The sequence below is a fragment of the Cellulomonas sp. P4_H12 genome, assembly GCF_056400905.1.
The window spans coordinates 1-19093 of the sequence record NZ_JBFUKJ010000019.1; the positions used below are offsets into that span (position 1 = coordinate 1).

A 19093-nucleotide genomic window follows, 5' to 3' on the forward strand; every position below is an offset into this window, starting at 1 on the left:
TGCTCGCACGCCTCATCGTCCCGGGCCGGCAGAACCTGTCCATCGCCATGACCATCGTCATCGGCATCATCGGCTCGTTCGTCGGCGGATTCCTCGGCTACCTGTTCTTCCGCAGCGACGCCGCCGACGGCTTCCTGCAGCCCGCCGGCATCATCGGATCCATCATCGGCGCCATCATCGTGCTGCTCATCTGGATCCGCGTCGGCGCCCGCCGCTCCATCACCAGCTGACCCCACCGCGCGCCCGACGTCCCCGTCGTCAGGACCGGGACGTCGGGCGCCGACACTCACACGTTGAAGCGGAACTCCACCACGTTCCGTACCGGCACAACGTGTGAAACGGAGGCGGACCGGGCCCAGGGACTCCCGAGCCCGGTCCGGCCGCTCACTCAGGCCCGCTCGACCGGGAACCAGAGCTCACACGTCGCGGTACTGAAGTCGGGCGCGCGGTCGAGTACGGAGACGATCGACGGACCAGGGCGCAGCCGCCACGGGTTGGAGGGGAACCACTCTGTCGCAGACGCCGCGTACGCCTCCTGGAGGGCCGCCGGGTGCGAACCGGAAGTGCGGAAGACCACCCACGCTCCGGCGTCGACGTCGATCACGTCGAGGTCATCGGGAGTCTGGGCGTCGACGTCAACTGCCACGCCGTGCAGATATGTCAGTTCGCTGCCCTCAGTCGCGTCCGGTTCGACATCAGCACTGACCTGCAGCAGCCCCGACGGCTCGGTGCCGCCGAGCTGCTTGAGGCGCTCATGCTCGGAGACGGGCAGCGAAGCGACGTGCCGCTGAATGTGTGGGTTGACACCCTCGTAGACCAGCGGCACGCGAGCGGCGTGGCCGATGAGACGGAAGGCGGGGCGTTCGATGATGCGGGCATCCATAGGGTGCGTCCCTTCGACGGTCAGGCGGAACCTGAGCTGCGGTTGACTACGAAGGGGGCCTCCATCACGGCGGACGTCGCCATGACTTGCGCCGTGCACGGCACGGAATGCTCGCCCGAATGCCTCGGTCGAGCCGTATCCGTACCGCACGGCGATCGTGAGCAGATCCTCGTCCCCGATCACGTCAGCCGCGGCGACAGTCATACGCCGCCGCCGCACGTAGTCGGACACCGGCATGCCCGCCAAGGACGAGAACATGCGACGCGCGTGATAGCCCGTCGTTCCCATCGATGCCGCGAGGTCATCGACGTCGAGGTCGTCGCCGAGGCGCTGCTCGATCTCGTCGACGAGCCGGTTGAGGATCTCGATCATCGCCGCTCCCTTCGCCTCCCACTCTCATCGACGCAGAGGGGGCTCCGCCCGACTTCTCCGGTTCGGTTCTGTCGGGTGAACAGCGCAGCTCAGGGAGGACGCGATCACACGTTGAAGCGGAACTCCACCACGTCGCCGTCGGCCATGACGTAGTCCTTGCCCTCGATGCGGGCTTTGCCGGCGGCGCGCGCGGCGGCGACGGAGCCGGCGGCGACGAGGTCGTCGAACGAGATGACCTCGGCCTTGATGAAGCCCTTCTGGAAGTCCGTGTGGATCACGCCGGCGGCCTGCGGGGCGGTCCAGCCCCGGTGGATCGTCCAGGCGCGCGACTCCTTGGGACCGGCCGTCAGGTACGACTGCAGGCCGAGCGTGTGGAAGCCGACGCGGGCCAGCTGGTCGAGGCCGGCCTCCTCCTGCCCGTTGTCGGCGAGCATCTCCTTCGCCTCGTCGGGCTCCAGCTCGACCAGCTCGGACTCGAACTTCGCGTCGAGGAAGATCGCGTCGGCCGGTGCGACCAGCGCGCGCAGCTCGTCCTGCATCGCGGTGTCCGCCAGCCCGGCATCGTCGGTGTTGAACACGTAGATGAACGGCTTGCTCGTCATGAGCTGCAGCTCGTCGAGGTGCTCGATCGTCTTGCCACTCTGCGACAGGGTCTGGCCGGTCTCGAGGATGGCCTGCGCCTCCTGGGCTGCCGCGAGCAGGCCGGCGTCGGCCTTCTTCGCGCGGACCTCCTTCTCCAGGCGCGGGATCGCCTTCTCCAGCGTCTGGAGGTCGGCGAGGATCAGCTCGGTGGCGATGATCTCGATGTCGTCCTTGGGGTTCACCGCACCCGAGACGTGCACGACGTCCGGGTCCGCGAACGCGCGGGTGACCTGGCAGATGGCGTCGGCCTCGCGGATGTTGGCGAGGAACTTGTTGCCCAGCCCCTCCCCCTCGCTGGCGCCCTTGACGATGCCCGCGATGTCGACGAACGACACGGTCGCCGGGAGGATGCGCTCGGAGCCGAACAGCTCCGCCAGCACCTCCAGGCGCGGGTCGGGCAGCGGGACGACGCCGACGTTGGGCTCGATCGTCGCGAACGGGTAGTTCGCGGCGAGGACCTGCGCACGGGTCAGCGCGTTGAAGAGGGTGGACTTGCCGACGTTGGGCAGGCCGACGATGCCGATGGTGAGTGCCACGAGGGAGCAGTCTAGGCCGCCGGGCGAACGTGATCCCGGTCGCACGCTCRGCYGAGCGTGCGACCGGGATCAGGGACGAGGCCTATCGGCGCTGCCGGCGGGACCCGACCGCGACCAGCAGGCCGCTGCCGAGCAGGACCGCGAGGACCGCGGCCCACGCGTAGACCTGCACGTCATGGGCGCCGGTCGCCGCGAGCACCGCCGAGGAGCCGGAGGACCCCGGCGCCGCAAGGACGGCCGATGTCGGCACCAGGACCGGCGGCGTCGTGATGCACGTCGGCGACGACGGCGGGTAGCTGACCGCCACCGTCAGCGTCGGGTTCACCGACACCACCACGTGCACGTTCGGCCCTCGGGTCCACGCGAAGTTGCCCGTGGTGGCCGTGTACGTGCCGTCCGCGTTGGTGATGTACCCCGGCCACTGCGTGCCGTGGCCGTCCGGCCCGACCGCAGCGCCCGGCCACAGGACCGAGAACGCACCGAGCGGGAACGCCGTCGGGTAGGTGTAGGTGTTCGTCCCGTCCGTCAGGCTGATCGTCGCCGTGTGGCCCGTGCTCTGGTTGTCGGGGTCCACGAGCACGACATTGCCCTGCAGGTACGGGGCATCCAGAGAGCACACCGGGTTGAGCACCGTGCCGTCGAGCGTGGGTGCCTGGAACAGCACGGGCGTCGGGCAGGCCGTGTTGGTCAGCGTGGCGGTGAACACCGCGGTGCCGCCCTCCGTCGTCGACCAGCCCGTCGGCAGCACGCCGAAGACGTACCCCTCGTCCGTGCTAGCCGTGACGGTGACGGTCGCACCGGAGCGGCTGGTGACGTACGTGATCCCCTGCACTGCGACGGGAACCACCGTGTCGTTGGCCGTCTCGCAGACGTCCGTGACCGTCACCGACGGCACGACGGTGACGGGGCACTCCGCGGACGGGCTCGGCAGCTTGCCGGCCAGCGTGTACGTCGTGCTCAGCGTGGTGCCGGACGCGAACGTGTAACCGGTCCGCGTCGTGGCCGTCAGGGTGTTCCCGCTCCACGACCACGTGTACGTGTCGGTGTCGGCCGGGGTCGACGGCAGCGACGCACCGGCCTGGCAGGTCGGCGGCGAGGCGGGCGGGAAGGTCACGTCCACGATCGTCGTGACGCACTGCTCCTTGGGGAGCCTGGGCAGCAGGTCGAACGCGAACACCAGCGTGGTGCCGTCGTCGGACACCCGGTCGCCTGCCGGGAACAGGTGCCCGGGCGCGGCCGTGAAGGTCACCTGGTAGTGCGTGCCACCGGTGGGGACCACCGGGCCGGCCGTCGCGTTCACCACGTTGATCTTGGCGACGGTCCCGTCCGCCCCGCACGTCGGGCCGCTGACCTGCACGTCAGCCGACGCGTCGCGCGGGAGACCGCACGGCTCCGACGACGAGTACTTCCAGTAGGTGACGATCGCCTCGTCCTCCGGGTGCGCGACCGTGCCCCCCAGCTGACCGTCAGCGAGCACCGCCTCGATCGCCTCGCGCGAACCCGAATAGTGGTCCTTCTGGTAGGTGACGCCGCAGTCCGTGGGGTGGATCTTGCCGAATCCCACGAACGTCTGCGGCAGGCCGACCCTGGCCAGCGTCGGATCGACCGGCACGTAGTTCGGCGCCTTCCAGGTGACCCAGAGGTCACAGAGCTCGCCGCCCCCGTCCTGGGACGTGCAGTACTGACTCAGGTCGGTCGCCGTGGCCGTGCCGGCCAGGCCGACCACCCCCAGCAATGTCAGACACGCGGCGACCAGCGCCGCGAAGGCCTTTCTCATCTGTCTCTCCCGTTCAGCCAGTCATGGGCCGTACGGTCGCCTCGTTGCTCGAGCGACAGGGGAGCTGCGGACCCTGGACGACGGCGCGCTAGAAGCCGCGTCGGGATCGGAAAGTCGCGGGGCCCCCAAAGACGCGGAACGCTCCTCTGAGCCCGCCTCGTCCGCCGTCCCGCAAGCCGGCGTTGATTCGACTATGACACGGCATACCGGACATCTCGTGCTGAAAGTGGGTGATTCCGACGCTCGGCAGGGGTGAAGTCGGCAGCCCTACGCGCGACCTCAGGCGAAGGCGACGATGCGCCGCAGGAGGTCCGGCGCGGTCCGGTCGAGAGTGCGGCCGCCGACCCGGACGCCGATGGCCAGCAGCACCGGTCCCAGCACCAGCCCGACCGCCAGCGTCACCCAGCCCAGCGCGACCGAGCCGCGCCCGACGGACACCACGGCCAGCACGATCTCCGGCAGGCACAGGACCATGACAGCCAGCCAGCCGCAGACCTGCGAGACGAGCGCGGACATCGAGGCACCCTGCCGGCTCTGGAACGGGTTCTCGCCGGGCATCTGGACGGGGTAGACCACCAGCGCGGAGACGACGCTCGATCCCCCGAGCGCGGTCAGGAGGACTCCGAACGAGACGCCGAGCAGCGCGGGGACCAGCGCGACCTTGTCCGTCAGCACGGCGGACGCCACGGCGAGGACCACGACGGCCGGCACGGCGATCGCGCCCGCGGCCAGCACGCGACCGAGCCGGTCCGTGACACCGCGCAGCGGCGCGGCGACGTGCGTCCAGAACGCCGTGCCGTCGTAGGCGACGTCGGCGGAGATGCCCCAGCCCATCAGGTACCCGGCGATGGGGCCGATGAGCAGGAGCAGTCCGCCTCCGGGGTTCACGACGTAGAACACGACGGCGAGCACGGGCACGATCGCGGCCGCGAGCGCGTACCGGGGGTCGCGCGCCCAGTAGGTGAGGCAGCGCGCGGTCACGGCACCCAGGGGCGTCGCCGGCAGGCGGTCGAACCAGCCGAGGCCGTGCCCGCGGGTGGACACCGCCTGGTGGGGCGGGTTGACCAGGGCGTGCGCCATCGCGCGGTCCCACACGACGGCCGCGACGACCAGCGTGCCGACGGCGATCGCGAAGCGGACGGCGGCGAGGGACCACCGGCCGTCGGCGACGTCCGCGGGGACCGCCCACACGGCACCCACCGGCGTCCACGACAGGACGTCGGCCACCTGCTCGACCATCGGCTGGGTGATCGTCGTCCCCGAGAAGAACCGGCCGAGCAGGGGTCCGACGACGATGAACGGCAGGATCACGACGGCCGCCATGACCTCGCGGAACCGTCGTCCGCTCATGAGGCTCGACGCCGCGGACGTCGTGGCCCGAGCTCCGACCACGCATGTGGCCAGCGCGAGCACGGCGCAGACGAGCCCGGCGACGAGGGCCGCGGGCGTCCGCCACCACACGCCCGCCATCGAGAGCACCGCCAGGGTGGTCACGACGCCGGGGATGCCCAGCAGCCCCGCGAGCGCCAGGCCGACGAGCAGCGACCGCCGCGGGATGGCGAAGGTGACGAACCGCGCCGGGTCGATGGTCGAGTCGAGGCCGAAGGCGAGCAGCGGCACCACCCACCAGCCGAGCACCAGCACCGACCCGAGCAGGATGGTCACCAGTCCCCGGATGTCCGGCTCCTGGACGCTCAGCACGGCCATGGACACCACCACGACCGCCAGCGCCAGGAGGCCGTAGAGGGCGCCGACCGCGAGGCCGACGATCTGCCACGCGCTGCGCCGCAGACCGTTGCGCAGCAGCGTCAGCTTCAGGCGGACGAGGTGCGCAACCACGCGAGCCCCTCCCCGCCGACCCTGCCGCCGACGAGGTCGACGAACCGGTCCTCCAGGCTGCCGTCGCCGCGGACCTCGTCGACGGTGCCGGCGGCGAGCACGTGCCCGGCCGCGATGACCGCGACGTGGTCGCACATGCGCTGGACGAGGTCCATGACGTGCGAGGACACGATGACGGTGCCCCCGGAACGGACGTAGGACGCCAGGATGTCGCGGATGTTCGCGGCGGAGACCGGGTCCACGGCCTCGAAGGGCTCGTCGAGCACCAGCAGCCGCGGCGCGTGCACCAGCGCGCACGCCAGCGCGACCTTCTTGGTCATGCCCGCGGAGTACTCGACGACCAGCTTCGTGGCGTCGGCCGTGAGGTCGAGCGCGGCCAGCAGGTCGGTCGTGCGCTCGGCCACCGTGGCGCGGTCCAGTCCCTGGAGCAGACCCGCGTAGGTGATCAGCTGCTCGCCCGTGAGCCGGTCGAACAGGCGCACGCCGTCGGGCAGGACGCCGAGCATGGCCTTCACCTCGACGGGCGCGGCCCACAGGTCGCGGCCGTGCACCAGCACCGTGCCGAAGTCGGGTTGCAGCAGCCCCGTCGCCATCGACAGGGTGGTCGTCTTGCCCGCACCGTTCGGGCCGACGAGGCCGTAGAACGACCCGGCCGGCACGACGAGGTCGATCCCGGAGACGGCGATCTTGTCCCCGAACCGGCGCCAGAGGCCGCGCAGCTCAAGGGCGGGTGCGGTCGACATCGGTCCACCCTAGGTGGCCGGGCGGCGCGCCGTGCGGGATCCGGGCCGCATGTCGGTGGGCGCTGGGAGGGTGCTCGCATGGACACCGGACTGCTGCTGGGACTCGTGATCGGGGCCGTCGTCGGCGTGCTCGTGGGCTGGCTGCTGGCGTCCGCCCGGCTGCGCGCGGCCGACCTCGCGGCCGCCCGGGCCACGGCACTGCTCGAGGCCGAGCGGCACGGCGCGCAGGCGCGGCTCGCGGACTCGGACCGGCTGGCGGACCAGTTCCGGGCCCTCGCCGCGGACGCACTGGCGACCAGCTCCGACCAGTTCCTCGCGCTCGCCCACCAGCGGTTCGCCGCCGACCACCAGACCCAGGTCGGCGAGCTCACCCAGCGCGAGCAGGCCGTGCGGGCCATGGTGGAGCCGCTCTCCCGCACGCTCGACCAGGTCCGCCGCGAGCTGTCGACCGCCGAGCAGGCACGCGCGGCCGGGCAGGCCGCGCTCGGGGAGCAGGTGCGCGCGATGCAGCAGGCGTCCGAGCACCTCCGCGGCGAGACTGCCCAGCTGGTCACCGCGCTGCGCTCGTCGCAGGTGCGCGGCAGGTGGGGCGAGCTGCAGCTCAAGCGCGTGGTCGAGGCCGCAGGGATGCTCGCGCACGTCGACTTCGTCGAGCAGGACCAGGTGCGCACGGACGACGGCCTGCTGCGGCCGGACATGGTGATCAAGCTCGCCGGGGGCAAGAACGTGGTCGTGGACGCCAAGGTCGCGTTCCTCGGCTTCCTCGACGCCGCGCAGGCGACCGACGAGCGTGTGCGTACCGAGCGGCTCGCCGCCCACGCGCGACACGTCCGGGCGCACGTCGACGACCTCGCGGCCAAGCGCTACTGGGACCAGTTCGCGCCGGCGCCGGAGTTCGTCGTGATGTTCGTGCCCGCCGAGTCGTTCCTGCACGCGGCCGCCGAGCAGGACCCGTTGCTGATCGAGTACGCGTTCGAGCGCAACGTCGTCATCGCCACCCCCACCACCCTGCTGGCGCTCCTGCGGACCATCTCCTACGCCTGGCGGCAGGACGCGCTGGCCAGCAACGCGCAGGCGGTCCTCTCGCTGGGCAAGGAGCTGCACGGTCGGCTGGCGACGATGGGGTCGCACCTGGCCAAGCTCGGCCGCGCCCTCGACTCGGCGGCGGGCGCCTACAACCAGACGGTGTCCTCGCTCGAGACGCGCGTGCTGGTGAGCGCCCGACGGTTCGCCGACCTGCACGTCGTGGACGCCGACCTTCCCACCCCGGACCCGGTCAACCCGCAGCTGTCCGTCGTCAGCGCCCCGGAGCTGGTGGCCGCCGCCGAGGAGCAGCTCGTCCTGTTCGACGGCCGGGCGGAGCGCGACGAGCGAGCGCTGAGGGACGAGAGCGCCGCGCCACAGAGGACCGAGGGCGACGCGTCGACCGCGTGACGTGCACGTCGCGAGCCGACCGTGTCGGCGCGCGGGCCGCGCGGGCGGGGGGTCAGGCGGGCTGGACGTCCAGGGACCGGCGGCCCTCGCGGCGCGGCACCTCGGGCGCCTTGCCGGCGGCCTTCAGGTCGGCGCGCAGCTCGCGCGGCAGCGAGAACATGAGGTCCTCGGTCGCGGTGCGCACCTCCTGCACGTCGCCGAAGCCGTGCTCGGCCAGCAGCGCGAGGACGTCGCGGACCAGGATCTCGGGCACCGAGGCGCCGGACGTCACCCCGACCGTCGTGACGCCGTCGAGCCACGCCAGGTCGATCTCGGACGCCTGGTCCACCCGGTAGGACGTCCGCGCGCCCGCGTCCAGCGCCACCTCGACCAACCGGACGGAGTTCGACGAGTTCGCCGAGCCGACCGTGATGACCAGGTCGCACTCGGGCGCCAGCTTCTTCACCGCGACCTGGCGGTTCTGGGTGGCGTAGCAGATGTCGTCGCTGGGCGGGTCCTGCAGGTTGGGGAACCGCTCGCGCAGGCGGCGGACGGTGTCCATCGTCTCGTCGACGGACAGGGTGGTCTGGGAGATCCAGATGAGCCTGTCGGGGTCGCGGACCACGATGTCGGCCACGGCCTCCGGCGAGTTCACCACCTGGATGTGGTCGGGGGCCTCCCCGTACGTGCCCTCGACCTCCTCGTGCCCGTCATGGCCGATGAGGAGGATGTCGTAGTCCTCCGAGGCGAACCGCACCGCCTCCTTGTGCACCTTCGTCACCAGGGGGCAGGTCGCGTCGATCGTCTGCAAGGACCGTGCGGCCGCCTGGGCGTGCACCGCCGGGGACACCCCGTGCGCCGAGAACACGACACGCGCGCCCTCGGGCACCTCGTCCGTCTCGTTCACGAAGACCGCACCGCGGGCGGCCAGCGTCTCGACGACGTACTTGTTGTGCACGATCTCCTTGCGCACGTACACCGGGGCGCCGTAGTGCTCGAGGGCCTTCTCGACGGCGATCACGGCGCGGTCGACGCCGGCGCAGTAGCCGCGCGGGGCGGCGAGCAGGACGCGCTTGCCGCCGACGGCGGGGGTCACGGGGCCGAGGTCCTGGCCGTCGGGCGTCGAAGAGGTCACGTCGGGAGTCTAGTTCGGCGCGTCCGCACGGCCCCGGCCGATCGGGCGTCTGCGGCTGTGACCTCCACCCGACCCGCACTGGGTGCACACGAATGTGCGAGGGCGGACCGGGTGTGGGCGGGATGAGGCAGGCTGGGCGCGTGAGCACCGGCCCCATCACCAGCGCGCCGGCGGCCGGTCCCCCGCCGCTGCGCGCCGCGGACACGACGCCCGACCGCCCCTGGCCCGTGCGGCACCTGGCCCCCAAGATCGCCGACTACATCGCGAAGATGCCGCCGGTCTGGGTCGAGGGCCAGGTGCTCAACCTCAAGCGGTGGAACACCCTCTACTTCCTGACGCTGCGCGACACGGACCTCGACATGTCGCTGTCGGTGACGGCGCCGGCCTCCGCGATCGGCCCGCTGGCGGACAAGCTCGCGGACGGGGCCCACCTGGTGGTGCACGCGCGGCCGCAGTTCCACGCGAAGAAGGGGACGCTGTCGTTCTCGGCCGACGACGTCCGGCTGGTTGGGCTCGGCGAGCTCCTGGCCCGGATCGAGCACCTCAAGGGCATCCTCGGCGCCGAGGGGCTGTTCGAGCCCTCGCGTAAGCGCGCCCTGCCGTTCCTGCCCGCGCGGGTCGGGCTGATCGTGGCGCAGCAGGGCGATGCCGAGCACGACGTCGTCTCCAACGCGCGCGCCCGCTGGTCGGCGGTGCAGTTCGAGATCCGGCGGGTGACGGTGCAGGGTCCGCGCGCGGTCCCCGAGGTCAGTGCCGCCATCGCCGAGCTGGACCGCGACCCCCGCGTCGAGGTGATCGTGGTCGCCCGCGGCGGTGGCTCGTTCGAGGACCTCCTGCCGTTCAGCAACGAGTCGCTGGTGCGCGTCGCCGCCGCCTGCCGCACGCCGCTGGTCAGCGCGATCGGGCACCACCTCGACACGCCCCTGCTCGACCTGGTGGCGGACCTGCGCGCCTCGACGCCGACCGACGCGGCCAAGCGGGTGGTGCCCGACGTGAGCGAGGAGCGTGCGCGCGTCACGCAGGCCCGGCTGCGGGCGCGCGCCGCGCTGACGGCCCGGCTGCACCGCGAGCAGACCGGCCTGGACCACTGGCGCAGCCGGCCCGTCCTGGCCAACCCGACCACGCTGGTCGACGTGCACGAGCACCGGGTGGCGGCCCTCCGGGACAGCGCGCGCCGCTCGCTGCACACGGCGCTCGTGCACGGGCGCGCGGAGGTGGCGGGCCTCGCGGCGCAGGTCAGGGCGCTGTCGCCGGCCGCGACCCTCGACCGGGGGTACGCCGTGGTCCAGCGTGCCGACGGGCACGTGCTGCGCGACCCGGCCGAGGTGGCCGACGGCGACGCCTTACGCATCCGCGTCGCCCGCGGCGAGGTCGCGGCGCGTGTGACCACCTGACGCGCGTGGCCGTCCTGGCATCCGGGTCGGCCCCGGCGCGTGTGACCGGCTCACGCGAGGCCCGGCTCGAGGCTCGTCTCGGTGGATGGTGGGGCCGCGCAGCGGTGTGGGCATGTCCTGGTTGACTGTCCCTGTGCCGAAGCCGTCCCCGTCCTCCTCGCCCGCCGCCCCGCCGCCCGACGTGAACGCCGACGTGCGTGAGCTCGGCTACGAGGAGGCTCGCGACGAGCTCGTCGCAGTGGTCGCGCGGCTCGAGGCGGGCGCCGCGACCCTCGAGGAGTCGCTGACGCTCTGGGAGCGCGGCGAGGCGCTCGCCGCGCGGTGCCAGGAGTGGCTGGACGGGGCACGGGAGCGGCTCAGCGCGGTGCGCGACACCCCGGCGGCCGGCAGCACGGACGACGAGGAGTCCTGATGAGCACGACCGACCGCGCCCTCGTCGTGGGCGAGGCCCTGATCGACGTGGTCGCCCGGGCGGACGGCAGCCGCGCGGAGCACCCCGGCGGCAGCCCCGCGAACGTGGCGCTGGGGCTCGGACGCCTCGGCCGGCACGTCGACCTGCTCACGTGGCTCGGGTATGACGCCGAGGGCGACCTGGTGCGGCACCACCTGGAGGGCTCGGGCGTCCACGTGCTCGAGGGAAACCGGTCGGCGGCGCGGACGTCGCTGGCCACGGCGACCATCGGCTCCGACGGCTCGGCGTCCTACGAGTTCGACCTCGAGTGGGACCTGCCCGAGACGTGGGACGAGGACCCCGGGGATCCGCTGGTGGTGCACACCGGCTCGATCGCGACCGTGCTGCAGCCCGGCGGGGCCGCCGTCGCCGCGATCCTGGCCCGGCGCCGCGACACGTCGACAGTGACGTACGACCCCAACCTGCGGCCGGTGCTCATGGGCTCGCCCGCGCACGCCCTGCCTGTGGTGGACGCCCTGGTGCGGCTGGCCGACGTGGTCAAGGTCAGCGACGAGGACCTCGCCTGGCTGCACCCCGGCGTCGCGCCGGCGGAGATCGCCGAGGAGTGGAGCCGGTCGGGCCCGTCGCTCGTCGTCGTGACGCACGGTGGCGAGGGCGCGTTCGCGAGCACGTCGGCGGGCGCGCGGCTGTCGGTGGTGGCGCCCAAGGTGCAGGTGGCGGACACGGTCGGCGCAGGCGATTCGTTCATKGGCGGCCTGATCGACGGGCTCTGGTCGGCCGGGCTGCTGGGGGCCGACCGCCGGCAGGCGCTGGCGGACGTCGACGCGGCGACCGTGCAGGCGGTGCTCGAGCGCTGCGCCCGCATCGCGGCGATCACCGTCTCGCGTCCGGGCGCCAACCCCCCACGCTCGGCCGAGCTCGACTGACCCGTCAGGCGTGCGCCTTCTCGCGCGCCTGAGCCCGCTCGAGGGAGGCCTTGCGGTCGGCCTCGTTCTCGCGGTCGAGCGTCTGTGCGGCGTCGCCGTCCCACGTGAGGTTCTCGCCGCTCTCGGGGTCGAACACCATCATCCTCGCGGGGTCGAACCACAGGGTCGCGTCCCGGCCRTCGCGGATCTTGGTCTCCGAGGGGAGCGCGACGATCAGCTGCGTGCGCAGCCCCTCGCCGTCCAGGTCGCGGTCGAGCTCCTCCAGGGTGGACGCGACGTCGGGGTTCGTGTCGAACGGGATGTAGGCGTAGAGCTCGGAGCCGAGCCACTCCGTGACGTCCACGGGCGCGGTGAACGAGACGCCGGTGCCCTTCTTGGAGTCGTCGAGGAGAGCCTCGTCCTCGAAGTGCTCGGGCCGGATGCCGACGATGACGATCTCCTTGCCCTGCAGCTTGGGCGCGAGCGCGGCGGAGATCGGCACGTCGGCGAACGGCAGCCTCATGGTCGACCCGTTGATCTCCCCCGGCAGGAAGTTCATGGGCGGCGAGCCGATGAAGCCGGCGACGAAGAGGTTGACCGGCTGCTCGTACAGGCCTCGCGGGCTGGCGACCTGCTGGAGCTCACCCTTGCGCAGGACGGCCACCCGGTCGCCGAGGGTCATGGCCTCGGTCTGGTCGTGGGTGACGTAGACGGTGGTGGTGCCCAGCCGGCGCTGCATCCGGGCGATCTCGGTGCGCATCTGGCCGCGCAGCTTGGCGTCGAGGTTCGACAGCGGCTCGTCGAAGAGGAACGCCTGCGCCTCGCGGACGATCGCGCGGCCCATCGCGACGCGCTGTCGCTGCCCGCCGGACAGGTTGGCGGGCTTGCGCTCGAGGTGGTCCTGCAGCTCGAGCGTCTTCGCGGCGAACTCGACCTTCTCGCGGATCTCGGCGTCGGTGAACTGCCCCTTCTGCAGGCGCAGCGGGAACGCGATGTTCTCGAAGACGGTCAGGTGCGGGTAGAGCGCGTAGTTCTGGAACACCATCGCGAGGTGCCGGTCGCGCGGCGCCTTGTCGTTGACCCGCTCACCACCGATCTGGAGGTCGCCCGCCGTGATGTCCTCGAGGCCGACGATCATCCGCAGCAGCGTGGACTTCCCGCAGCCCGAGGGGCCGACGAGGATCACGAACTCGCCGTCGGCGATGTCGAGGCTCACGCCCTTCACGGCGAGGAACCCATCGCCGTACTGCTTGACGATGTCCTTGAGGGTGATGGCTGCCATCGGATCTCCTTCGTGGGACGGACTGCGCGCGTGGACGTCAGCCCTTGACGGCGCCCTGGGTCAGGCCGGACACGATCTGACGTTGGAAGAGCAGGACGAGGATGACGACAGGGATGGTCACGACGATGGCGGCGGCGGAGATCGACCCCGTCGGCTCCTCGAACTGGGAGGCCCCCGTGAAGAAGGCCAGCGCGGCCGGGACCGGCCGGGCCCGGTCCGTCGACGTGAGCGAGATGCCGTAGACGAAGTCGTTCCAGGCGATGAAGAACGCGATCAGCGCGGTGGTGAACACGCCGGGCGCGGCGAGCGGGACGATCGCCTTGCGGAAGGCCTGCCACGTCGTCGCACCGTCCACCTGGGCGGCCTGCTCGAGCTCCCACGGGATCTGCCGGAAGAACGCCGCGAGGGTCCAGATCGAGATGGGCAGCGTGAGCGACAGGTACGGGATGATCAGCCCGAGCCACGTGTCGTAGAGGCCGATGTTCCGCCAGAGGTTGAACAGCGGCGTGACGATCGAGATGACCGGGAAGATCGAGACCCCGAGCGCGGTGAGCAGGACCAGGCGCTTGCCTGGGAAGTCGAGCCGCGCGATCGCGTAGGCCGCGAGCGTGGCGAGGACCACCGCGATGGCCGTGGCGATCAGGCAGATGCCGATCGAGTTGCGCAACGAGGACAGGAACAGCGTCTGCGCCGACCCGCCCGGGGCGAGGATCTGCTCGTAGTTCACGGTCGACCAGGTCTTCGGCCAGAACAGCCCCAGGTTGAGCTGACTGGGCAGCTTGAACGACGTGGCGAAGATCGAGACGATCGGGAAGAGGGCGTACGAGATCACGAAGATCGTGATGAGGGCCCAGCCCCACTTGGCCCTGGTCGACAGCTGCTTCATCAGCCCGCTCCCCTCGCGCCGCCGGCCAGATCGACCTTGAAGAGCTTGACCGCGATCCAGCAGATCAGGATCACGCACAGGAACAGCAGGACGGAGATCGCCGACCCGAGGCCGATCTCGAGCCGCCCGATCGACGTCCGGTACGCCAGCAGCGACAGCACCTCGGTACCGTTCGCGCCGTTGGTCATGATGAACACGTTGTCGAAGATCCGGAACGCGTCGAGCGCTCGGAACAGGACCGCGACCATGATCGCGGCCTTCATGTTCGGCAGGACCACGCGCGTCAGCCGCTGCCACCACGTCGCGCCGTCGACCTCCGCCGCCTCCTCCAGCTCGGTCGGCACCTGCGAGAGGCCGGCCAGCAGGAGCAGCGAGATGAACGGGGTGGTCTTCCAGATCTCCGACAGGATGATGACGAAGAGGCTGGTGCCCTGCTGGGCGAACCAGTTGAGGTCCGTGCTGATCCCGGGCACCCACGCGAACCAGTGGTTGATGTACCCGGAGTTGATGTCGAACGCGTAGAACCACGCGAACGCCGAGACCACCGTGATGATGCCGTAGGGCACGAGGATCGCGGTGCGCAGCAGGCCGCGGAGCTGGGTGATCGCGCGGTGCATCACCAGCGCGAGCGCGAAGCCGAGGATCAGCTCGACCACGACGGTGACGACCGTGATGAACACCGTCACGCCGAGCGCCTGCCAGAAGAGCGGGTCGGTGAGCACGACCGCGTAGTTGCTGAGGCCCGCCCAGCGCTTGTCGTCCGGCGCGGTGAGGCGGAAGTGGAACAGCGAGTCGTAGAAGGCCTGGAGGATCGGGTACAGCGTGACCGCCAGCATGACCACGAACGCCGGGCCCGCGAGCAGCCAGCCGAGCCGGGCCTCGGACCGCGACCGGTCGCTGCGCCCCGCCTTGGCCGCGGCGTCGCGCAGGTCCGGCGGGGCCCCGGCCGGGACCTGGGCCTGGACCGGCCCCGCCCCCGTCGATGCGGTGCTCATAGCAGCTGCTCCCCTCGCAGCACGGCGGTGATCAGGTCGGTCGACTCCTTCGGCGTGACCTCCGGGGTCACCGAGCTCGGCGGGTGCCACGTTTGCTGCAGGCCGGTCGACACCTCGTTGTAGTACGGCGTCTGCGGGCGGGGCGCGGCCTGCTCGAGCGACTGCCGGATGACGTCCGCCATCGGGAACGCCTCCTTGACCGCCGGGTCGTCGTACGACGCGGTGTTGGACGGCGGGTTGCCGTTCGTCGCGAAGTACTGCGCCTGGTGCTCGGGGGTCACGATGCACTCCGACGCCGCGAACGCCAGGTCGACGTGGTTGCTGAACGCCCCCACGCCGAGGTTGATCCCGCCATAGGGAGGCGCCGTGGGCTGGTCCGCCGTCACCTGCGGGTACAGGGCCCACCCGATGTCGTCGAGGAGGGACTGGTCGAGCGTGCCGTCCTTCACCCCGGCCTCGGTGGCGGAGTACACGAACGGCCAGTTGACCATGAACGAGCCCTTGTCCCCCTGGAACACCGACAACGACGCGTTCTCGTCCTCCGTCGGAAGCCCCGGACCGCCGAGACCCTCCTTGCCGATAGTGCCCATGATCGTCGCGGCGGCCTCGCCCGCGGGCGTCTCCAGCCCGAGCTTGACCTCCTCGGCCGGGGCCTCGGGGTTCTCGATGATCTGGCCGCCGGCCGACGCGACGAGCGCGTTGATCCACACGGTCAGCGACTCGGCCTTGGTGCCCTGCACGGCGAGGTACTTGTCCTGGTCCTTGGCCGCCTTCATGATCTGGTCCCACGTCACGGGCGTGGTCGCCGGGTCGAGGCCCGCGGCCTTCGCCACCGACTTGCGGTACCAGAGCAGCTGCGTGTTCGCCCAGAAGGGCACCGTGACGAGCTCGTCCTTCCACGTCGCGCCGGCGAGGGCGCCCTTGACCACGTTCTCGGTGACCTTCGCCTGGACGTCCTGCGGGATCGGGGCGAGGAAGCCCGGCTCGGCCAGCTCGGGGATGAAGGGCGGGTCCAGGCTCATGATGTCGATGGACGAGTCCTTGGCGGCCAGCCGGCGGGCCAGCTGCTCGCGTTGCGCCGACGCGTCACGCGGGAGGACGGACGTCTCGATCGTGTACTGCCCGTTGGCGGACTCGGTGCACTGCTTGGCGATCTCCGCCTGGCCCCCGTTGTCGGGGTTGATGTACCAGGTGAGAACCGGGGTCCCTGACCCGGATCCTGCGCAGGCTGCCAGCGGAGCGACGAGCCCCACCCCCAGAGCGAGGGCGAGCCCCCTGGTGCGTCGTCGCACGGAGCACCTCCGAAACCGAGGCGTCGACGCCTCACAGGTCAAGGGCTACACCCGTTCGGCCCACGCGCGCTACCGCTGGCGGCTTTCTCGCACGGTGAACGGCGGCTCCCGTGCGTCGTCCCGACCTGCGACGATGGCGCCGTGCCACGACCTACCACTCCCGCCGAAGCCTGGTCCGCACTGCGCGAAGGGAACGAGCGCTTCGTCCGCGGCGAGATGCTCCACCCCTCGCAGGGCGTCGACCACCGCGCCGAGCTGAGCTCCTCGCAGCACCCCTTCGCCGTGATCTTCGGGTGCTCGGACTCGCGCGTCGCCGCCGAGATCATCTTCGACCAGGGCCTCGGCGACGTGTTCGTGGTCCGCACCGCCGGGCACGTGCTCGACACGACGGTCATCGGGTCGATCGAGTACGGCGTCGAGGTGCTGGGCGCGTCGCTCGTCGTCGTGCTCGGGCACGACAGCTGCGGCGCGGTCGCCGCGGCCACGACGGCGCTCACCACGGGTGAGCTGCCGACCGGGTTCGTCCGGGCGATCGTCGACCGCGTCATCCCGAGCATCGTCAACCTGGCGGGAGGCGGTCCGGGCGCGCTCGACAGCCTGGACCCGGCGGTGCTCGGTCACGAGCACGTGAAGCACACGGTCCGCATGCTGCAGAGCTACTCGCGGTCGCTCGCCGAGGCCATCACCGAGGGGCGCGTCGCGGTCGTCGGGCTCGAGTACACGCTGGCCGACGGGACCGTGCACCTCAGCGAGGCGGCCGGCGACCTCGGCTGACGGCTCACGGCCACGGGTCCGCCGGCCTCGGCAGCGCGCCGTCCTCGTCGTCGTGCGGGGTGCTGCGTTCGCGCCAGTACGCCGAGCCGTCCTGCCGCCGCCCGACCAGCCCGGCCTCGACGAGGTCCCGCCGCAGCCGGACGGGGTCGTGGGTGAACGCGGCCGCTCGCTGCGTCAGCTCCGCCTCGGACGCACGTTCGCCGGGCGCGAGCACGCGGGAGGCCAGGTGCTCGAGCACGAGGGCGCGATCGTCGTGGCGCCGGGGCGTGCGGACGAGGTGCCCGCGGTCGAGGAACCGCTCGGCGGCGCACGGGGACGACATGCCGTCATGGTGCCCGCCACACCGCGTGGACCGCACGCCGATTGCGTCACGCCGGGTCGGGCCATCCCGGCGCGTGCGGCAGGATGTTGGGCATGACTTCTGAGTTCCGCATCGAGCACGACACGATGGGCGAGGTGCGCGTGCCGGTCGACGCCCTCTACCGCGCACAGACGCAGCGGGCCGTCGAGAACTTCCCGATCTCCGGCAGCCGCCTCGAGCGCAGCCACATCGAGGCGCTCGCCCGCATCAAGAAGGCCGCAGCCAGGGCGAACGCCGAGCTGGGCGTCCTCGAGCAGGACGTCGCGGACGCCATCGTCGCCGCCGCCGACGACGTCGCCTCAGGCGCGCACGACGGCGACTTCCCGATCGACGTGTACCAGACGGGCTCGGGCACCAGCTCGAACATGAACACCAACGAGGTGCTCGCGACGCTGGCCACGCGCCGGCTGGGCCGCGACGTGCACCCGAACGACCACGTCAACGCGTCGCAGTCGTCGAACGACGTGTTCCCCACGTCGGTGCACGTCGCCGCGACCGCCGGCGTGGTCCGGGACCTGGTCCCGGCGCTGGAGCATCTCGCGGAGGCGTTCGAGGCCAAGGCGGTCGAGTGGGCCGAGGTGGTGAAGTCCGGCCGCACGCACCTGATGGACGCCACTCCCGTCACGCTCGGCCAGGAGTTCGGCGGGTACGGCGCCGCGGTCCGGTACGGCATCGAGCGGCTGCAGTCGGCGCTGCCGCGCGCGGCCGAGGTGCCGCTCGGAGGCACGGCCGTCGGCACGGGCATCAACACCCCGGCGGGCTTCCCGCAGCGGGTCATCGCCCTGCTGCGCGAGGACACCGGGCTGCCCCTGACCGAGGCGCGCGACCACTTCGAGGCACAGAGCTCGCGCGACGGACTGGTCGAGCTGTCGGGCGCGCTGCGCACCATCGCCGTCAGCCTGACCAAGATCTGCAACGACCTGCGCTGGATGGGCTCGGGCCCGAACACCGGGCTCGGCGAGATCGCGATCCCCGACCTGCAGCCCGGGTCGTCGATCATGCCCGGCAAGGTCAACCCGGTGATCCCTGAGGCGGTGCTCATGGTCGCCGCCCGCGTCGTCGGCAACGACGCCACGGTCGCCTGGGCGGGTGCGAGCGGGTCGTTCGAGCTCAACGTGCAGATCCCCGTCATCGCGGCCGGCGTGCTCGAGTCGGTCCGCCTGCTGGCCAACGCGTCGCGCCTGCTGGCCGACAAGACCGTGACCGGGCTGGTGGCCAACGTGGAGCGGGCCCGGGCGCTGGCCGAGTCGTCGCCGTCGATCGTCACGCCGCTGAACCGCGTGATCGGCTACGAGGCGGCCGCGAAGATCGCCAAGCACGCCGTCAAGCACGGGATCACGGTCCGCGCGGCCGTCATCGACCTCGGCTTCGTCGAGCGCGGCGAGGTGACCGAGGAGCAGCTGGACAGCGCCCTCGACGTGCTGAGCATGACGCGCCCGCCGCGGGCCTGAC

At 71.7% G+C, this 19093-nt stretch carries 18 protein-coding genes; 7 read left to right on the plus strand and 11 right to left on the minus strand.

The genetic code is table 11. From position 1 onward, the window contains the following. Positions 1 to 230 (plus strand): GlsB/YeaQ/YmgE family stress response membrane protein (locus AC1DQC_RS12240; RefSeq protein WP_477051511.1); only part of this gene is annotated, 230 nt, incomplete at its 5' end. Between the two features lie 158 nt (positions 231 to 388). Here the strand turns inward: AC1DQC_RS12240 and AC1DQC_RS12245 are convergent. From AC1DQC_RS12245 to AC1DQC_RS12265, 5 genes are all read right to left on the minus strand, one after another. Further along, entirely contained in the window at positions 389 to 1255 is an 867-nt protein-coding gene (locus tag AC1DQC_RS12245; RefSeq protein WP_477051512.1) for a GyrI-like domain-containing protein, read from the minus strand. Between the two features lie 104 nt (positions 1256 to 1359). Then, on the minus strand, positions 1360 to 2433 hold the full coding sequence (ychF, locus tag AC1DQC_RS12250; protein WP_477051513.1) for a redox-regulated ATPase YchF: 1074 nt from the start codon (positions 2431 to 2433) through the stop codon (positions 1360 to 1362). A gap of 82 nt (positions 2434 to 2515) precedes the next feature. After that, positions 2516 to 4210 (minus strand): hypothetical protein, encoded by a 1695-nt coding sequence (locus AC1DQC_RS12255; protein WP_477051514.1) that lies wholly within the window; start codon positions 4208 to 4210, stop codon positions 2516 to 2518. A 279-nt stretch (positions 4211 to 4489) separates the two neighbouring features. Next, on the minus strand, positions 4490 to 6049 hold the full coding sequence (locus AC1DQC_RS12260; protein WP_477051515.1) for a hypothetical protein: 1560 nt from the start codon (positions 6047 to 6049) through the stop codon (positions 4490 to 4492). After that, positions 6025 to 6792 carry an ABC transporter ATP-binding protein gene (locus AC1DQC_RS12265; protein ID WP_477051516.1) on the minus strand — a complete coding sequence of 256 codons (768 nt, stop codon included), beginning with the start codon at positions 6790 to 6792 and terminating at the stop codon, positions 6025 to 6027. The genes AC1DQC_RS12260 and AC1DQC_RS12265 overlap by 25 nt, the downstream gene beginning before the upstream one ends. A gap of 78 nt (positions 6793 to 6870) precedes the next feature. On the opposite strand from AC1DQC_RS12265, the gene AC1DQC_RS12270 reads away from it, so the two are divergent. After that, positions 6871 to 8226 (plus strand): DNA recombination protein RmuC, encoded by a 1356-nt coding sequence (locus AC1DQC_RS12270; RefSeq protein WP_477051517.1) that lies wholly within the window; start codon positions 6871 to 6873, stop codon positions 8224 to 8226. 52 nt (positions 8227 to 8278) lie between these two features. Here AC1DQC_RS12270 and AC1DQC_RS12275 read toward each other — a convergent pair whose 3' ends face one another. Next, entirely contained in the window at positions 8279 to 9340 is a 1062-nt protein-coding gene (locus AC1DQC_RS12275) for a 4-hydroxy-3-methylbut-2-enyl diphosphate reductase (RefSeq protein WP_477051518.1), read from the minus strand. 122 nt (positions 9341 to 9462) lie between these two features. Here AC1DQC_RS12275 and xseA point away from each other — a divergent pair, with 122 nt between their 5' ends. The 3 genes from xseA to AC1DQC_RS12290 all read left to right on the plus strand — a co-directional run bounded on the left by xseA (position 9463) and on the right by AC1DQC_RS12290 (position 12072). Beyond that, positions 9463 to 10734, plus strand: a complete 1272-nt coding sequence (gene xseA, locus AC1DQC_RS12280) for an exodeoxyribonuclease VII large subunit (RefSeq protein WP_477051519.1) — start codon at positions 9463 to 9465, stop codon at positions 10732 to 10734. Positions 10735 to 10846: 112 nt separating this feature from the next. Further along, the gene (locus AC1DQC_RS12285) at positions 10847 to 11146 is read left to right on the plus strand and encodes an exodeoxyribonuclease VII small subunit (RefSeq protein ID WP_477051520.1); all 300 of its coding nucleotides are present in this window, start codon (positions 10847 to 10849) and stop codon (positions 11144 to 11146) included. Then, positions 11146 to 12072: a carbohydrate kinase family protein gene (locus AC1DQC_RS12290; RefSeq protein ID WP_477051521.1), complete on the plus strand. Its 927-nt coding sequence runs from the start codon at positions 11146 to 11148 to the stop codon at positions 12070 to 12072. The genes AC1DQC_RS12285 and AC1DQC_RS12290 overlap by 1 nt, the downstream gene beginning before the upstream one ends. Before the next feature lie 4 nt (positions 12073 to 12076). Here the strand turns inward: AC1DQC_RS12290 and AC1DQC_RS12295 are convergent, their stop codons facing one another. From AC1DQC_RS12295 to AC1DQC_RS12310, 4 genes are read right to left on the minus strand one after another with little or no spacing between them, the layout of a single operon-like run. Continuing rightward, complete coding sequence (locus AC1DQC_RS12295; protein ID WP_477051522.1) at positions 12077 to 13333, minus strand: ABC transporter ATP-binding protein; 1257 nt, start codon at positions 13331 to 13333, stop codon at positions 12077 to 12079. A gap of 37 nt (positions 13334 to 13370) precedes the next feature. Continuing rightward, positions 13371 to 14219, minus strand: a complete 849-nt coding sequence (locus AC1DQC_RS12300; protein WP_477051523.1) for a carbohydrate ABC transporter permease — start codon at positions 14217 to 14219, stop codon at positions 13371 to 13373. Then, complete coding sequence (locus AC1DQC_RS12305) at positions 14219 to 15214, minus strand: carbohydrate ABC transporter permease (protein ID WP_477051524.1); 996 nt, start codon at positions 15212 to 15214, stop codon at positions 14219 to 14221. Before AC1DQC_RS12305 ends, AC1DQC_RS12300 begins: the two co-directional genes overlap by 1 nt. Beyond that, positions 15211 to 16506 (minus strand): sugar ABC transporter substrate-binding protein, encoded by a 1296-nt coding sequence (locus AC1DQC_RS12310; RefSeq protein ID WP_477051525.1) that lies wholly within the window; start codon positions 16504 to 16506, stop codon positions 15211 to 15213. The genes AC1DQC_RS12305 and AC1DQC_RS12310 overlap by 4 nt, the downstream gene beginning before the upstream one ends. A 141-nt stretch (positions 16507 to 16647) precedes the next feature. Here AC1DQC_RS12310 and AC1DQC_RS12315 point away from each other — a divergent pair, with 141 nt between their 5' ends. Beyond that, a complete protein-coding gene (locus AC1DQC_RS12315; protein ID WP_477051526.1) occupies positions 16648 to 17280 on the plus strand; it encodes a carbonic anhydrase in 633 nt (210 codons plus the stop codon). A 4-nt stretch (positions 17281 to 17284) separates the two neighbouring features. Here AC1DQC_RS12315 and AC1DQC_RS12320 read toward each other — a convergent pair whose 3' ends face one another. Then, positions 17285 to 17602, minus strand: a complete 318-nt coding sequence (locus AC1DQC_RS12320; protein WP_477051527.1) for a DUF2087 domain-containing protein — start codon at positions 17600 to 17602, stop codon at positions 17285 to 17287. Positions 17603 to 17685: 83 nt separating this feature from the next. On the opposite strand from AC1DQC_RS12320, the gene AC1DQC_RS12325 reads away from it, so the two are divergent. After that, on the plus strand, positions 17686 to 19092 hold the full coding sequence (locus AC1DQC_RS12325; protein ID WP_477051528.1) for a class II fumarate hydratase: 1407 nt from the start codon (positions 17686 to 17688) through the stop codon (positions 19090 to 19092). The last annotated feature ends 1 nt before the right edge of the window (position 19093 follow it).

Coding starts and splice junctions, on each gene's coding strand:
- AC1DQC_RS12245 (WP_477051512.1), bottom strand. CDS start 1,255: ATGATCGAGATCCTCAACCGGCTCGTCGACGAGATCGAGCAGCGCCTC.
- AC1DQC_RS12255 (WP_477051514.1), bottom strand. CDS start 4,210: ATGAGAAAGGCCTTCGCGGCGCTGGTCGCCGCGTGTCTGACATTGCTG.
- AC1DQC_RS12265 (WP_477051516.1), bottom strand. CDS start 6,792: ATGTCGACCGCACCCGCCCTTGAGCTGCGCGGCCTCTGGCGCCGGTTC.
- AC1DQC_RS12270 (WP_477051517.1), top strand. CDS start 6,871: ATGGACACCGGACTGCTGCTGGGACTCGTGATCGGGGCCGTCGTCGGC.
- xseA (WP_477051519.1), top strand. CDS start 9,463: ATGAGGCAGGCTGGGCGCGTGAGCACCGGCCCCATCACCAGCGCGCCG.
- AC1DQC_RS12285 (WP_477051520.1), top strand. CDS start 10,847: ATGTCCTGGTTGACTGTCCCTGTGCCGAAGCCGTCCCCGTCCTCCTCG.
- AC1DQC_RS12300 (WP_477051523.1), bottom strand. CDS start 14,219: ATGAAGCAGCTGTCGACCAGGGCCAAGTGGGGCTGGGCCCTCATCACG.
- AC1DQC_RS12305 (WP_477051524.1), bottom strand. CDS start 15,214: ATGAGCACCGCATCGACGGGGGCGGGGCCGGTCCAGGCCCAGGTCCCG.
- AC1DQC_RS12320 (WP_477051527.1), bottom strand. CDS start 17,602: ATGTCGTCCCCGTGCGCCGCCGAGCGGTTCCTCGACCGCGGGCACCTC.
- AC1DQC_RS12325 (WP_477051528.1), top strand. CDS start 17,686: ATGTTGGGCATGACTTCTGAGTTCCGCATCGAGCACGACACGATGGGC.